This is a genomic window from bacterium (assembly GCA_024224155.1).
Classification (GTDB): domain Bacteria; phylum Acidobacteriota; class Thermoanaerobaculia; order Multivoradales; family JAHEKO01; genus CALZIK01.
In genome coordinates this window covers 44972-63046 of record JAAENP010000364.1, presented here as the reverse complement: position 1 = coordinate 63046, position 18075 = coordinate 44972, and the positions used below count along the sequence as shown (strand labels likewise).

The following is an 18075-nucleotide window of genomic DNA, read 5'->3' as shown; positions in this document are numbered from 1 at the left end:
GGCATGACGACGAGACTTCGATCCCTGTTCTGGCTCTTGGCGGCGGTCTGCTGGCTGCCTGCGGCGCTGCTCGTGCCGCCGCCGGCGGTCGCGCAGACCGGCGTTTTCGCGGACGATTTTGAGTCCTACGGCACCGAGGCGAATCCACCCGGCTGGTTCGACTCGAGCTCCGGCAACCCGCAAAACGGGGCCCCCGGCCTCTACAAGACCTGGCCCGATCCGGTGGACGGCGGCAACACCGTCTTCGGCAAGAAGGGGGCCTCCGACTCGTTCACACACTACCGGAGCCTCGAGATCGGCGTCGGCGACCTGTTCCGCTTCGAGGGGCGGATGTTGCGCACCAAGGACACCGCCCACATGGGCGTCACGGTGCTTTCCGGGTACCCGAACCCCGATGCCTACTATCGGTTGGCGCAGACAACGGACAACGGCAGCGTGCTCCTGACCGCCCAGGGGGGCGGACCGCTCTCGGGTGACGTAGAAGCCGACGTGACGATGGCGCCCAACGTCTGGTACCGCTTTGCCCTCCGCGCGCATGCCGAGAGCGACGGCGTGCGGATCCGGGCCCGTGTGTGGGCCGACGGCCAGCCGGAGCCCGACACCTGGGTGATCGACGCTCTCGACCTCGCCAACCCGCTGCCGTTCCCGGGCGCCGGCCCCTGGATCGGCCTGTGGGGCGAGGATCCTGGCGCCAAGTACTGGGACGACCTGGGCGTCCTGCGCGACAACGCGCCACCGGTGATCGCAATTCTCGACGGCGGCGCGCCGCTGCCCGACGGCCTGCTGACCAACCAGTCCGTGGTGCCGGTCATCGTGATCGTCGATGACTCGCCGTTCACCTCGATGGTCACCCTCGACGGCGCGCCCTTCGTCTCCGGCACGCCGGTCGAGACCGACGGGGTGTACACCCTGGCGGTGGTCGCCACCGACGCCTACGGCAACAGCTCGACGAAGACCGTCAGCTTCGAGATCGACCTGACGCCACCGGTGTTCGTCTCGGTGTCGCCGACGGATGGAACGATCACCGGGCAGGCGCAGGTGATTCTGACCGGCGTGGTCGAGGGCGCGAACGAGGTCACGGTCGACGGCGTCCCCGCGAACCTCGCCGGAACCGACTTCAGCGCCGGTCCTGTTGCCCTGGTCGAGGGCTCCAACACCTTCCTGCTGAGCGCCGCGGACCTGGCCGGCAACGTCGCCGAGCTGACCCACACCATCGTCCGCGACACGACGCCGCCGGTGGTCACGATTGCGCAACCGCCGGCCGGAATCACCAACAACCCGACCACGACCGTTTCGGGAACCGCGGTCGATCTGCACCTTGCAGAAGTGCGGGTCAACGGCACACCGGCGGCGCTGAGCGGCTCGAGTTACTCGCTCGACGGCGTCACACTGACCGAGGGTGTCAACACCATCTCGGTGGAAGCCACCGATGTCGTCGGCAACGCGGGCCAGGCCCAGCGAGCGGTGACCCTGGACACGATCCCGCCGGCCATCAGCATCAGCGGCGTGACCGACGGCCAGCGCACCAACCAACCGTTGACGCCGGTGGTGCAGGTGACCGATGCCAGCTCGGTCACCACCGAGATTCAGCTCAATGGCGTGCCGTTCGCGTCGGGGAGCCAGGTGGCCGCCGAGGGAACCTACTCGCTGACCGTGTCCGCGGTCGACGCCGCCGGCAACTCGAGCGCCGCGGCTGTCGGCTTCGAGATCGATCTCACGCCGCCGGTGTTCATCGACGTGCGGCCGCCGGCCGGCACCATCCTGGCGGACTCCCAGGTGGTGCTCGAGGGCGAGGTCAGCGGCGCCGCTACGCTCACCGTGGACGGACAGCCCGCGAGCCTGGTGGGCGAGAGCTTCACCACCGACCCGCTGCCGCTAGCGCCGGGGGACAACCTGTTCCTGCTCGTGGCCACCGACCTGGCCGGCAACAGCGCGCAGCTCGAGCACCCGCTCACTCTCGACAACGTGCCGCCGGTGATCACCATCCTGGAGGGCGGCGCGCCGTTCCCGGACGGCTTTTTCTTCAACCGCACCGTGGTGCCGGTGATCGAGGTGGAGGACGCGACGCCGGTGACGGCGGAGGCGCTGCTCAACGGCCAGCCGTACGTCTCGGGCACGCCGGTTGCCGCCGAGGGCGACTACACGCTGTCGGTGAATGCCACCGACGCCGCCGGCAACTCGTCGAGCGCCCAGGTCAGCTTCGCGGTGGACCTCACGCCACCGGTGTTCCTGAGCGTCCTGCCGCCCGACGGCTCGTTGCTGGGAACCCCGCAGGTAACCCTCACGGGACAGGTGGAGGGGGCGTTCGAAGTGACCGTCGACGGCGCCCCGGCCTCGCTCTCGGGCCTCGACTTCTCGACCGGGCCGTTCACCCTCGCCGAGGGGCAGCGGGTCTTCCTGCTCGCCGCCACCGATCGCGCAGGCAACCGGGCGGAGCAGCTCCACACACTGGAACTCGACACGACGCCGCCGGTGGTGACCATCGTGCAGCCAGCCGCGCCGGTGGCGGGGGGCACTCCGATCACGGTGGCCGGCACCGCAGTCGACCTGCACCTGGCCGAGGTCCGGGTCAACGGCGTTCCGGCCGGCCTCGCCGGGCCCAACTTCAGCCTCGCCGGCGTGGCCCTCGTCGAGGGCTCGAACACCTTGACGGCGGTGGCAACCGATACGGTGGGCAACGCCGGCCAAGACGACAAGACCGTCATCCTGGACACCATCCCGCCGGTCATCACGGTGCTCGACCAGGGGGCGCCGCTCGCCGACGGCCTGCTCACCAACCAGGCCGTGGTGCCGGTGATCGAGGTCGAGGACGCCACCGAGGTGACCACCGACGTCCTCCTCGACGGCCAGCCGTTCGTCTCCGGCACACCGATGACCGCCGAGGGGGTCTACACGCTGGCGATCACCGCGGTGGACCAGGGAGGCAACGCCGCCGCGCTCGCGCTCGGCTTCGAGATCGACCTCACGCCGCCGGAGTTCCTCGACGTGCGCCCGCCCGACGGCACCATCCTCGGCGTCACCGAGGTCATTCTGGAGGGCGAGGTGCGCGGCGCCTCGGAGCTGACGGTGGACGGGATCCCCGCCTCCCTGGTCGGCGAGAGCTTCACCGCCGGACCGTTCACCATCACCGGCACCGAGCGCACCTTCCTGCTGGAGGCGACCGACGCCGCCGGCAACAGCGCCCAGCTCTCGCATCGGCTAGAGGTGGACACCCAGCCGCCGGAGCTCACCATCACGGCGCCGGCGGACGGCGCGATCCTCGCGGTCGCGACCGTCGACGTCACGGGCACGGCGATCGACCCGAACCTCGCCGAGGTCCTGGTCAACGGCCTCCCCGCCACGGTCGCCGGCATCGACTACGTACGCACGGCGCTGGCCCTTGCCGAGGGCCTCAACACGATCGTGGTGAACGCCACGGACACCATCGGCAACGCGGCGAGTGCGCAGGTCAGTCTCGTAGTGGACACGATCCCGCCGGCGATCACCGTCCTCGAGGACGGCGTGCCGCTCGCCGACGGCTCGCTCTTCAACCGCTCGGTGACGCCGGTCATCGAGGTCGTGGACGAGACCGACGTGACGGTGGACGCGCAGCTCAACGGGCTGCCGTTCACCTCGGGCACCGCGGTCACGGTGGACGGCGCCTACACGCTCGCGGTGCTCGCCACCGACGCCGCCGGCAACTCGGCCTCGACCACGCTCGGATTCGAGATCGACACGGTGCCGCCGGTCTTCATCTCGATCGAGCCCGCCGACGGCACCCTGCTGCCCGAAGCCGAGGTAACGCTCGTCGGCCAGGTGGAGGGGGCCGACACGCTGACGATCGACGGCGCGCCGGTGCCGCTCGCCGGTGAGAGCTTCACCGCCGGGCCGTTCGCCCTGGCCGAGGGCGAGCGCATCTGGCTGCTGGTGGCCGAGGACTTGGCCGGCAACCGCGCCGAGCAGGCGCACACAGTGATCCGTGACTCGACGCCGCCGGTGGTCAGCATCCAGGTGCCGGACGACGGAGCGCTCCTCGGCAGCGTGACCGTGGACGTCTCGGGCAGCGCGGAGGACCAGCATCTCAACACCGTGGCCGTCAACGGCATCGAGGCGGCGGTCACCGGCAGCAGCTACCTGGCGCGCGGCGTGCCGTTGGCGGAGGGCGGCAACGTCCTGACCGTGGTGGCGGTGGACCTGGCCGGCAACAGCGGTCAGGACGAGATCGCCGTTGTCGTGGACACCCAGCCGCCGACCGTCATGATCACCGATCCGGCCGCCGGCACGGTGATCTCATCGCCCACCGTGACGCTGCTCGGCACCGCCGCCGACCCGCATCTCGACCGCGTCGAGGTCAACGGGCAGCTCGCCAACCTGGCGGGCGGCAACTGGTCGATCGTCGTGCCGATGGTGGAGGGCGCGAACGACTTCGTGGCGGTGGCGTTCGACAGCCTGGGCAACAGCGCCCAGGACGCGGTGACCTTGAACCGCGACAGTACTGCGCCGGTCATTACCATCTCCTCGCCGCTGGAGGGAGCGCTGCTCAACGTCGACGTGACGGACGTGACGGGAACGGTCGACGACGAGCCCGGCATCGTGGTCACGGTCAACGGCGTCGCCGCCAGCGTGGACGCCGGCCTCTACACGGCCCCCGACGTGCCCCTGGTCGAGGGCGAGAACCGGCTCATCGCCCGCGCCGTCGATTCGCTGGGCAACGCCGTCGTCCGCACCCGCATCGTGCTCGTGGACACGACGCCGCCGGAGTTCCTGGCCTCCGATCCGCCGGGTGGCGCCCTGGCCGTCGACATCGGCTCGGACTTCCGGCTGACCTTCTCCGAGGAGCTGGCACCGCCGGCGCCGGGCGACTGGACCCTGGCCACCGAGAGCGGTGCGCCACTGACCGCTACGGGCACGATCGCCGAGGACCTGCTGACGATCACGCCGGACGCCGCCCTGCCGTCGGCCACCGGCCTCGAGCTCACCCTGACCAGCGCCCTGACCGACCTGGCGGGCAACGCGCTCGCCAACCCCCAGACCCTGGTCTTCGTGGTCTCCGACACCGGCGCCCCCGACCCACCGGTGGTGGACCCGGTGCCGCCTCCCTTTCTGTGCGCGTTGGCCGTCGATCTCACCGGCACCGCGGAGGCGGAGACCACGATCCGCGTCACCGGCGGCGCCGCCATCGTCGAGGGCCCGGTAGACGCCTCCGGCGCCTTTGATCTGCGGGTGGACCTGGTTCCCGACGTTCTCAACCGCCTGTCGCTGCTGGCGACCGACGCGAGCGGCAACTCGTCGTCGGCCACCATCGTCGAGGTGGTGCAGGACTGCGTGGCGCCGATCGTCGTCGCCGCGCGGCGCGACGGCGACCAGTTCATCGCCAGTTTCAACGAGATCGTGGACCCCGCCTCGGTGGCGCTGCCGGGCGCCGTGACGTTGAGTGCCTCGACCGGAGCGCTGGCCGGCAGCGTGGCCCTCGTGGCCGGCGGCGTCGAGGCGGTCTTCACGCCGGACGCCGCGCCACCCGCGGAGGCGCTACGCTTCGAGGTCTTCCGCCTGGTCGAGGATCGCGCCGCCAACCCGCTGGCGTACCCGTTCTCGCAGATCTTCGGCGGCGCGGAGGGGGAGAGCTTCATCACCGGCACGGTTCTCGACAACTCGACCGGACGGCCGCTGGCCGGAGCCCAGGTGACGGTCGTCGCCACCAACGGCACGCCGCTCCCCCAACCGGCGCCGCAGCAGACCACCGGCGCCGACGGCCGCTTCTCGATTCCCACTTCGGCCGGGACCCATGAGGTCCTGGTGCTCAGGTCCGATTACACGCCGGTCTTCCGCTTCGCCACCAACCAGAGCCAGCTCGGCGCCGACCTGCTGGACCCGCGGCTCACTCCGGTCGCCACGTCCCAGACCCTGGGCCCGGGGGGTGGCGTCTACGAGGACGGGAGCGGGCTCGTCCTGTCGTTCGCGGCCGGCGCTCTGGCGGCCAACGCCCCGGTGGCCACCAGCCCGGTCCAGGAGCAGGGGCTGCCGGCGCTGCTGCCGTTCGGCTGGACGCCGCGCGGCGCCGCGTGGACTGATCTGGGCGGCGAGGCGCTGCTGGTGCCGGCGACTCTCACCCTGCCGGTGACCGCGCCGGAGGGCACGCAGCTCGCCTTCGTCACCCTCGACCTCGCGACGTTGCAGTGGCGGGTAGCGCGGCTGCTGACCGTCGAGGACGGCGCCGTGACGACCACAGTGGAGACCGACGGAGCTTTCGCTGCGGTGGAGGCGGACGCCGGTGCGCTGGCGCCGCCGCCGCCGGTCGTCGGCACAGTCCTGGGCTCGTCGCCGACGCCGACCGGCCAGGAGGTGGACGCCGCCACGCTCGACTTCTCGCCGGAGGTGGTGCTGCCCTCCCAGCGCAGCCTGGCGACGGTGACGTACGAACTCGGCCTCGACGCGGCGAGCGGCCTGCCGCTCACGCTGGTGATCCAGGAGGAGCTGCAGCTCCTCGACGGAAGCGTTCGCTCCTCGGCTCCTTACCAGGCCGATCTGGTGCTCTACCGGGCGCCGGACGGCTCGCCGCGCTCCGAGTTCCTGCTGCAGCCGTCCGAGGCGGCGCGCCTGGCGCCGCTCACCCTCGGCCACGAGGACGTGAGCGTCAACCGCTTCGTCGACGAGTCGGTGCGCGGCAACGTGCTCGGTCCGGCGGGCGGCTCGGTGACCAACGCCGAGGGCGACCGGCTCGACGTTCCCGCCGGCGCCTTCGCCGAGCCGACCGCGGTGACCGTTCGCCGCAACCCGGTAGCCGACCTACCGCTACCGGCGCCACCCGAAGGCCAGGTGGACGGCGTCGTGACGATCGAGAGCGGTGGCAACACCTGGACGCCTTCCGCGGCCCTGAGCCTGGCGCTCGACCCGGCACCGACCGCGGGCGAGTATGGCGTGCTGCTCGAGGTCTTGGAGCTGGCGACTGGCGCCGCCTACCGTGCGGTGGCCGCGCTCGAGCCTACCGCCAGCGGCTGGACGACGGCCGCCATCGATCCGCTCGATCTCGCCTGGCCGGGGGTGACCGGCGACGGCACCTTCGTCTTCGTCCGCCATACCCAGGACGTCGCCTATCTGCGCGGCGCGGTGTTCGACGTGCTGTCTGCACCGCTCGCCGGCGCCCTGGTGAGCGCCGCCGAGGTCTCCTGGATCCAGGTCACCGCCGGCGACGGCTCCTACGTGCTGCCGGTTCTGCTCGGCGCCGCCACCGTCAGCGCCGAGGACGCCACCAGCGGCAACTCGGTAACGGTCGCCGCGGCTCCCGCCGTGGCCCGGGAGCGCCTCGATCTCGACCTGACGCTGGTCGTCGTGCGGCCGGAGGTCGTGTCGATCTCGCCCGCGGACGGCGCCATCGACGTGTCGGCCGGAATCCAGCCGACGGTGAGCTTCACCGAACCGGTGGCCCCGGCCTCGCTCGCCGCGGGCATCGAGCTCGTCCAGGAGGGCGTGCCCGTTGAGGTCACCTTCGACACCCAGGGCGCGGTGGTGACGGTTCTGCCGGCCGCGACGCTGCTGCCGGGGACGCCCACCGAGCTGCGCGTCGGCGGCGGCGTGACCGACCTCCAGGGTTTCGCTCTCGGCACCCCGGTAACCACGACCTTCACCACCATCGAGGTCCTCTTCAATGAGGACATCGACCTCACCAAGGTGCTGCTGATCGAGCCCGACGCGAGCGGCTTCGCCACCGTCATCGGGGAGCCGGGGGCGATCCCGTTCGGCACGCTTGTGTTCGTCGAGAACATCACCTCGCTCGCCACCACGACCTCCGTCGAGGCCGGGCCGGACGGCGACTTCCTCATCACCATCGAGGCCAGCGTCTCCGACCGCATCCTGCTGCACGTGCTGATCGAGGGCAGCAACGAGCTGGTGCTCGAGCTGACGCCGTTCCGCACCGCCGACCTGAAGGGCGCGTTCGTTGGTACGGAGGGGGCGCGCTTCGCCACCGCCGACGACCTCATCGTGACGGTCGAGGAGGGCACCTTCGACGCCCCGGCGCGGGTCGTCGTCGAGCCCATCACCATCGACGTGGATACCGTGCCCACCGCGCCGGGCTTCACGCCCACCTATGCGTTCTCGCTCGACCTGGGCGGCGCCCAGGCCAACAAGGGGCTGCGGATCAGCGTGCCGGCGCCGGTGGATGCCCTGGACGGCCAATACCTGCTGACGCGTGTGGTCGACACCTTCTTCGGCCCCCGCTGGATGATGGAGGACTTTGGCCTGCTCGTGGCCGGCCGCTTCACCAGCGAGCCGGAGCCGCCGCCGGCGACTGCCGCTCCGGCCACGGGCGCTCCCGCCGGCGTGAGAGCGGCCGGCGACGGACCCAGCACCGGCGCGGTGCGGAAGGTGAGCCTCGAGCGTCTTCGCGCCTCGACGCTGTCCGGGCTCGCTGCGCTCGGCCCGGAGGCGCAGGGGCCGCAGGCGGCGGGACCCGAGCCGCCGGATCTGCCACGTCACCTCCTGCCCGGTATGCACTCCCCGGTGGGCAAGCGCGACTACCAGTTCTGGCTCGCCAACGATCCGCTGGGCTGGGCCTCCCTGCCGCTCATCCCCGACGCCGTCTACTACAGCTCGTCGATGGTCATGGCGACCGCGATCGACGCCGCGGTGAGTCGCATCCTGGGCGGCAACGTCTCCAGCATCGTCATGCCGAGCCGGCTGCAGCAGCCGTTCGAAGTCGAGGCTCGTGATCTGACGACCGGCTTCAAGCTGTTCGAGGACGTCTTCGACCCGCCGCCGGGGCCGGGCGAGACCGTGGAGCTGCCGGTGGACACCACCGTCGCCGACGAGACGCCGCCGCTGCCGGTGGGTGGCTCGCCGGTCCGCCTCATCGTCCTCGAGGTAACGCCCGGCATGGACGAGCTGGTGACTCCCGACGTCATGGCGACCTTCGGCGGCGGCACGCTGGAGATCGAGGGGCTCGCGGGCGCGGTCCACTCGGAGGTGCGTGTCCGGGTGCTGGCGCTCGACCCCGAGCTCGACGAGGACCGGTTCACCACCGCCATGAGTGACGGCTCGTTCACGCTGTCGATCCCCGCCGAGGCCGGCCAACGGTACCTGCTCGCCCTGGGGGCGCGGGTGGCCACCGACGAGACCCTACTGCTCGAGTTCAGCGAGGCGCTCAACGAGGGGCTCACCGGCATCACGGTGACCGCCGCCGACGGCGTCGACGTGGACCCGAGGATCGATCCGCTGGGCACCCGGGAGACGGTACGCATCATGCCCAACCCCGGCTGGCTGGCGGGCGAGACCTACATCCTGAAGATCGAGTCGGACCTCACCGACAGCGCCGAGAACGAGTGGGGCAAGGAGCTCGAGATCCGCTTCGAGGTGGAGGAGAGCGAGGTCCTCGACACCTACGAGCTCGGCGACGCCCGCGACGTGGCGCGGCTGGGGAGCCTGCTGTTCGTGGCCGGCGCCTCCCAGGGCCTGGTGATCCTCGACGCCAGTGATCCCACGGACATCAAGAACCTGATCCCCAACGACATCACCTTCCCGCTGGTCTTCTCGGCCTCGGTGCGCGGCGTCGCTGTGGACCCGCACGGCCGCGTGCTGATGGTGGGCGGCGGCGACCGCAGCCCGGGCCAGATGTTGATTCTCGATCCGCTGGACCTCGATCCCGAGGCCATCGCCGCCAACCCCGACGACCTCGACGTGCGCTACGCGGCGTTCAAGGGCGACACGATCCTCTCCAACTACCCGGGCGGCTTCGTCGCCAACCTGCCCGTCGGCACCCCGCGTCGCACCGCGATCCTCTCCAACGACGACCGCGAGGAGTGGCGTCTGGGCGAGGCGCCTCCCGGCGGCGTCACCATCAGCCCCGACACGCCGCCCGAGGGGGTGACGGAGTACGAGGTCACGGTCACCGGGAGCGGTGCCTCCGGCGGCCTGCCGGTCACTCTCAAGGATCTCGAGAGCGGCCGCTGGAACCGGGTGGACGCCGACGAGTTCGGCAACTACATGGTCACGCTGACCGTCCGCGTCGGCACCCGCCTCGAACTCCTGATCAACCGCAACACGGTGGCCTACGTGGCGGTCGCGCTTGCCGGCGTCGCCGCGGTGGACGTCAACGCCTTCTACAACGAGCCGGACGACAACCCGATCAAAAGCGACCTCGTCGGGTTCTTCACCGGCGAGGGCGCCGGCATCAACCTCTGCGACGAGCCGATCAACTCGCTCGGGCTGGTGCTCAACGTCGGCGTGCTGCTGGACCAGCAGAACCCCAACCCGCTGGTCATCCCGTCGCTCATCTTCCAGAAGGGCCTGGAGATGCTGCAGAGCTTCCCGTCGTCGCCGGGCGCCATGCAGCACCTCACCAACCGCTGCATCACCCTCGACGGCACGCAGCAGGTGGTCGGCCTCGAGGTCCTCCAGGACTTCATCTTCGACCTCAACGACGACGGCATGCTGGACGAGAACGAGCGCAGCGACTACCTCGTGATCGGCCACGCGAGGGGCGGCATCCTGATCTACGACGTGCACAACCGCGCCGCGCCCTTCCAGGTGGCCCAGATCCGGGTGCCCGGGTCCGTCAACCACATCGGCGTCGACCGGACGAACCGGCGCATCTTCGGCGCCGGCTACGGCGGCGGGCTCTACGTCGTGGACATGAACGCGCCGCTCTCGAGCGAGCTGGTGGACGTCAACGGCGACGGCACCGACGACCGCATCCTCGAGACGGTGGACCTCGAGGGCACCACCAAATCGCCGATGGTCGTCGATCCCGAGCTCGGCATCGTCTACGTCGGCGGCAACAGCCGCGGCCTCACCGCGGTGAGCTTCGATAAGCCGCTGCTCACGGCTCTGGCCCGCAACGAGGACGGCAGCCTACGCCGCATCGACCGCCTGGCGCCGTTCGGCGTGCCCACCACTCCCGACGGCCGGCCGAGCGAGAGCGGCGAGGAGCCGCCCGACCTGAAGGGCTCTTTCTACGTACTGGCCTCGCTGCCCGGCTTCTCCGGCGACGAGGTCAAGCTCGACCTCGAGGCGCTGGGCCCCGGCGGCCTGCCGATGGACGGCGCCGGCGATCCTGACCTCATCCCCAACCTTCCGCCGACCTCGTTGACCGGCGACGACGGCATCGTCCTGCGCCGCCTCTCCGACACCAACACCGACACCGGCCACCAGCTCTACATGTCCGACGAGATCGCCGTCCTCGCCGATCTCCGAGCGACGCGCGAATACGGGCGCACCGAGGATGAGAAGGACGAGAACCTCTGCCCGCGCTGCGACCAGGCGATGGAGGAGGTCAGCGAGGACGCCGTCCAGATCCTCTCCGGCGACACCGTCCGGGTCTCCTTCCCGGCCGGTGTGCGCGAGCTGCTGTCAGGCATGTACAGCGAGAGCCGCCTCGACTCGGCCGAGCTGAAGCTCGCCAGTGTGCGCTGGGAGACGAGCCCGGCGGTGCGCCAGGAACCGACGCAGAATCCGTCGATGGGGACCGGGGACGTGGCGGCCGGCACGCTGCTGCACTCCGGCGAGTGCGCGATGAGCGCGGTGGACATGTCGGTGAAGAGCCGCGGATTCGACTTCCTCTTCCGCCGCACCCAGCGCACCCAGACGGTGGGCGCCGGCCCCTGCGGCCCGGGCTGCGATTTCAACTACCGGCAGCGCCTGCGCGAGCTACCCAACGGCGACGTCGAGTACTACGACGGCCGCGGCCGCCGCGAGCTGTTCGAGAGGAACGAGGAGAGCGAGGAGCTCGAGCCGCCGCCGGGCCGCTTCGCCGTCCTGCGCCGGACAGCCAACGGCTTCCTGATGATCGACGCGCGCCGCAACCTGGCGCGGTTCGACCGTTTCGGCCGCCTGGTCAGCCTCGCCGACTCCACCAAGGAGGCCGAGGACACCGGCAACGAGATGACCTTCGGCTACGACCTGGCGTCGCGGCTCACCCGCGTCACCGACACCCTGGACCGCGACTACTTCCTGGAGTACGACGACGACGGCCGGCTCACCAAGCTAAGAGACTTCGACGAGCGGGAGGTTCTCTACGAGTACGACGACGACGGGCGGCTGACCGACGTGCGCTCGCCGGAGGTCTCCACCGGCGGGCCGTCGGGACGGCTGACGAAGACGGCGGCCTACGAGCCGGTCGGCGGCGGCGATCTGGCGACCCTGCTCAACACCCGCGACAACATCGCCTCCTACGACGACGCGCGCGGCATTGAGTGGCTGACGCTCACTTACACCGACCCCGACAACGACGGGCGCTCGGACGAGGTGACGTCCCAGACCTGGGGCGGCCACGGGCTCTCGGTCTCGTACGACTTCGTGAGCCGGATCACCACGGTGACCGACCGGCGCGGCAACCCGTGGGTGTACCGCCACAACGACGACGGCCAGATGACCAGCGTGGCCGACCCCATCACCGCCACGACCTCCTACGAGTACAACGACGACGGGCTGGCCACCAGGATGGAGCTGCCGCTCGGCCGCGTCACCGAGTACGCCTACGACGAAGGCGAGAACCCGCGCAGGCACGGCAATGTGGTGCGGATCACGGTGACGGAGGACGGACGCGGCGCCAACGGCTCGAGCTCCGTGCTCGTTACAACGATCGAGTACGACTCGGTGACCAACCAGCCGTCGATGATCACCGATCCGCGCCAGGCCCTGACCTCGATCACGCGCGACAGCAAGGGGCTTGCGCGCGTCATCTCCCGTCCGGAGTCGAGCGTCACCCAGATCGACTACAACGAGTTCGGGCAGCCCACCAAGGCCACCAATCCGAACGACAACGTCACCGAGTTCACCTACTTCGACGGCGGACCATCCACCGGCTACCTGAGCCGCAAAGTGGAGGACCCGGGAGGTCTCGGGCTCACCACCCGTTACGAAACCGACGCACGGGGCAACGTGACCGAGGTGACCGACCCGCGCGGCGTGCGCCACACGACCGAGTACAACGAGCTCGATTGGCGGGTGTCGTCGACCGCGGCAGAGATCGGCTCTGACGACGGTCCCGACGCGCCGATGCTGGGCTACACAACGGTCTACGGCTACGACCGGAACGGCAACCTCGAGACGGAGCGCCTGCCGTTCGGGGAGACGGGTGCTTCGAGCACCACGAACACCTACAGCTACGGTGTGCTCAACCATCTGGAGACTACCGAGCGCGAGATCGGTCTGGGCGAATCCACGCTCGAGACCCGCACCTACGACGCCAACTTCAATCTCGAGACGGTGACCGACCCCGAGCTCAATGTCACCAGGTACACCTACGACCCGCGCAACCTGGTCGATACCGTGACCCGCGGCTTCGGCTCGCCGGAGGCCTCGACCGACACCTTCGTCTTCAACGCCGACCGCGAGCGGACGACCGTGACCGACGGTCGGACCCACCCCTGGACGACCGCGTACGACGGCTACGGCCGGGCGAAGAGGACGACCGACCCGGTGGGCAACTACGCGGTGTCGAGGTACGACAACAACGGCAACCTGACCGAGTCCCAAAGCTACGACGCGGCGAACACGCTTCTGGCCGAAGGCGGTGGTGTGTACGACCTCCTGAACCGAAGAACCGGGTTCAACCAGACCCTGTTCGGTGCCGGCGACCCGGCGACCGAGGGCCCCTTGAGCTCGACGACCGTCTACGACCCGGCTTCGAACGTGACCGCGACGACCGACTACGAGAGCCGGACGACGAGCTACCGGTACGACAAAGCCGAGCGGCTGATCGAGACAACCGACCCGGCAGGCAACCGGATGGCGTACACGCTCGATGCGAACGGCAACGCGAGTCTGACCCAGTCGATTGAGAAGACCGCCGACGGCGCGGGCGAGGTGACGGTCCCTTACACGGCGACCTACGACGCTCTGAACCGCCGGGTGACCTCGGCCGACGTCTTGGGCAACACGACCCGCACTTCCTACGACGCGCGCTCGAACGTGATCCGCTCGCGCGATCCGGAAGACTTTCTGACGACGTACGCCTCCGACGGGCTGCACCGGTTGACGAAGCCCGATCGCACCGACGGGATCTCGGGCGACGACAAGTACGACAAGAGTTCGCGCTTCGAGGAGTACAAAGACGCTAACGGTAACCGGACCACCTACACCTACGACGCGCTCGACCGTAAGGAAACGACGACCTATCAGGACGGGACGAGCGAGGTTCTGGCCTACGACCCGGCTTCGAACGTCATTCAGATCGCCGACGCCAACGGCACGACGATCGGCCAGGTCTTCGACCCGGCCAATCGGATGAGCTCGCGGTCGATCATCCCGGGAGGCGCTGTCGAAGGTGTGACCACCGAGACCTACGACTACGACGGCCTCTACCGGACCACGCGGGCGGTTTCGGGAAGCGTGACGACGACCTTCACCTACGACTCGCTGTCGCGGATGACCTCGGAGGGCACGAGGATCGGCACCGGGCCGCTGGCCATGACGAAGACCGTCTCGTACCAGCACGACAAGGTCGGCTCGGCGACCAAGATCGGCTATCCCTCGGGCCATGAGGTAACCCAGACGTTCGACCCGCTCGACCGGCCGCGGGTGATCTCGACCGGAACGGCGGGGAGCCCGGATCCTGTGGCCCAGGCCGCCTCCTACGGCTACCGCGGTCCCGATCTCATCCAGACCAAGGCCCTCGGCAACGGAGTCTCAGGTGAGATGACGTTCGACTCGGCCAAGCGCATGACCGGTCAGAGCTTCCTGCCGGGCGCGGCGGCGGGCCCCGACCCGGTCGCGGCTCTCGAAGAGCAGATCGCCTGGAGCCCGCGGTATTTGAAGACCGCCACTACCCGCGGCGATCTCGGCAATCGCGGCTTCCAGATGGGCTACGACGGCGCGGGGCGGGTCACCGAAGCGGCGAAGCTGCCCGATCCCGCGGGCTCGGTTCTGCCGAACTCCGCTTCGACGCCGGGCTTCTCGGCCGATGCCGCCGAGGCATATCAGTACCAGTTCGACAAGGCCGAGAACCTGATCGCCCAGACCTCGGTCGAGGACGAGATCGGCGAGGCCGAGAGCCTGCCACCGTCGAACCGCAACCGCCCGACCTCGATCAACGGCTTGGCCCTCGCCTACGACCTGAACGGCAATCTCACCCAGAAGGGCAAGAGCCGTTACTTCTACGACTACCGCAACCGGCTGGTGCGCGTGGCCCGCGAAGATCTCCTGGGCGGGCCGCTCGAGGACGTGGCGACCTACACCTACGACGCTCTCAACCGCAGGGTCGAGCGCGAAGTCGGCGTCCGGAGGAGCCAGACGGTCTGGCACCGCTGGAAATCGATCGAGGAGTACCGGGTGGAGACCGACCCGGCGACCTCGATCGAGACCGAGGAGCTGTCGGCGGTGCGCACCTTCGGGCTGGGGCTCGACGAGATCGTCAACCAGGCGGTGGACGTCGATGGCGACGGCACGCTCGAGACCGAGACCGTGCCGCTCTACGACTCGACCGGGAACCTCGCGGCTTCGACCGGCCCGGACGGCAGAGTGGTCGAGCGCTATGAGTTCACACCGTTCGGTGAGCGGACGATCTTCGCCGATGCCACGCCGCCGGCGGTCGAGCAGGTGCGGACCGAGGGCTCGAGCCTCGTCCTCGAGCTGACCGAAGCGGTCGATCCGGACGACTTGGAAGAGGCTGTCACCGCCGAGGCCCTCCGTCTGACCGATACGGCCGCGGCCATGAACCTCCCGGTCACGGTCACCCAGCCGGTCGAAGACGGCCGGCAGGCCCAGAGGCGGCTAGTGGTGGATCTGGGCTCGGTCCCCGCCTCGGGTGACGCCCTCGAGCTCGTGATCGAACCCGAGGCCCTGGTCGACCTCTTCGGCAACCGGCCGAGCGCGGACTACGTCCTGGCCTTCTCCTGGCCGGCCGCCGACAGCGTCGTCGAGGACCTCTCCGATCCGCGGCTCGTAACCGTGGACTACAAGGACGGCGGGCTCCGAGTCCAGCTCTCCGAGACGCCGGACCCGGCGCTCGCGGGTGCGGCGATCACCCTCGACGGCCAGCCCACGTCCTGGAGCCTAGCGGCCAACGGCTACCGGCTCCTGGGTTCGGACTCGGTCGGCAACGGCACCCACACGCTCGAGATCGCGACCGGTCCGATGGATCTGGCCGGCAAGGGCGTCTCCGAGACCCTCACCCTCGACTTCCACCTGGCCTCGTCCCTCGCCGGCTGCCCGCCGGACATCCTCTGCATCTTCACGGACGAACGTCGCCTCTACGACACGCCCAAGCCGGGTGAAGTCGCGACCTCGACCGTGGGCAACGACCACGGCTTCCACGGCAGGCCGGTGGACGAGGAGACCGGTCTCGTCTACGTCCGCAACCGCTACTACGACCCCGAGATCGGGCGCTTCATCACCGCCGACCCGATGGGGTACGTGGACGGGCCGAGCTTGTACCAGTACGCGGGCAATAGCCCGTTCAATGCCAGCGATCCGTTGGGGCTCGAGAGTCGTTCAAAGTACCGACCGATCGTCGAGCGAGGCGTACAAGCCATGCGTGAGCATGCCGAATTCTGTAAGGCGAATCCACTTGAACTGGACTGCCAGGGGTTGATCGCGGGGTCGTTGATTCGGCGATTTGGGGATGACGCGAACGCTAAACGCGCGAGGGTCTTGGACACGATCGGGACGGAAGCTAACTCTGCTCTGTTTGTAAACGGCATCCTGAATGATTCCGAGAGGGCGACCTTCTATGCTGACGAGACGGCCAAGATGCTTGGACGGTCCGTCACTCCGATCTGGAACCCGACGCGAAGTGGGGTTGAGGACATTCTTCAGACCACGTTTGTGAACAAGCTCAACCTTCCAGACGAGACGACACGCTTGGTGGTGAAGACAGTTCGCGGTCGCCTCGGACAGCTAGGTGCCAACGAGTCTCTGACCCTTGTGGGCCACAGCCAGGGGGCAGCGATTTCGACCTCAAGCCTGTCGCACCTGAGCGAAGCGGAGCGGTCGAGGATCGACTTCATCTCGATCGGTGGAGCTTCTTATACGTTCCCGTCAGGACTGCGTTCGACGACGGCCTACATCAACACGCGAGACATCGTGCCGATGGGCGCGGGTGCAGGCGCACCGCTCGTCAACGATTTGGCCCATGCCAATCCGAACGTGACCGTCCACTACTCGTCCTTTGGGAGGCCCTTCGACTTCCCGAACACGCACGGGGTAGACGACTATAGGCGGCATAGCGCAGCGACCTCGGCGGCCGGTCCCATCGGTGCTGAGGTGAATCGGGTACGCGGGTCGCTTCGCGGCGCGTTGTCTAGGTGGACGTCACCTTGGTACTGGTACAATCGCCTCGCCAGCTCGCCGTGACGAGTCGAACTAACAGCGGTCGCCTAGCTTTAGTCGTCGGCCTGCTGTTCGTGTGGGCAGGCTGCTTGAAGTTTGAGCAGGTCGACATCAGCGACTATCCAGATGTGCCGTTCTTGGCCGGACGGTGTATCGAGCTTCAGCAGCCGATGTTTCTAGTCAAGAGAAATGAGAACAACTTAGAGCCGCAGGTGAGGAACGCACTGGTGCGACCCGGAAAGCTCTTCGCCCCTTTCTCGGTCGATGAATACCGAAGCGGTGACTACGAGCCGGATGACCTATCCGAGGTACTGCGGTTGATTGAAGCTGGGTCTCGAATCCAGCTCGACCGCGTGTGGGACTTAGAGGCCTTTGAAGGCTCGATTCCCGCCCTGACGGCACAGATGGAGCACGATGGGCAAACGCTCACCGTCAACGTGATTCGCATTCTGGACGATGTGTGGTACTCAGCTCTAGACAAAGGGGAACTTCATCCCACCGAACGCGCCGAAGTAGCGGGTCGGGAAATCTTGGACGCGCGCTACGCACGTTTCTGTGACGAGGTGCCGGTCCAGAACTCGGTGCGAGGTTTTCTACTTCTTGATCCGAATACCCTCGATGGTGCGTGCGGTGCTTTCTTCGGAGATCTCGACGTGCTCGCGTTCGATCTCGATGCTTGTGGCGCTTCCGGCTTTGTGCTTTTCGTAGAGCCAGGCGGCCAAAACCTTGGTGGTAACTCCGCCGGCGATCGTCAACACGAATCTGGTGGCGACTTCGGCAACACCAAGGTCGCTTCTTTCGAATCCGCTTGAACCGAGTTCGCTTTCAACGCCC

Annotated in this window: 2 protein-coding genes; both read left to right on the top strand. The window is 68.8% G+C overall.

The window, feature by feature from the left end; genetic code table 11:
- Positions 1–3: 3 nt before the first annotated feature.
- Positions 4–17265 carry a hypothetical protein gene (locus tag GY769_18470; GenBank protein ID MCP4203906.1) on the top strand — a complete coding sequence of 5754 codons (17262 nt, stop codon included), beginning with the start codon at positions 4–6 and terminating at the stop codon, positions 17263–17265.
- The gene (locus GY769_18465) at positions 17217–18053 is read left to right on the top strand and encodes a hypothetical protein (protein MCP4203905.1); all 837 of its coding nucleotides are present in this window, start codon (positions 17217–17219) and stop codon (positions 18051–18053) included. Before GY769_18470 ends, GY769_18465 begins: the two co-directional genes overlap by 49 nt.
- Positions 18054–18075: the final 22 nt, after the last annotated feature.

What these genes read in the sequence shown, in the direction of transcription:
- GY769_18470 (MCP4203906.1), top strand. Translation starts at nt 4, where the DNA reads ATGACGACGAGACTTCGATCCCTGTTCTGGCTCTTGGCGGCGGTCTGC.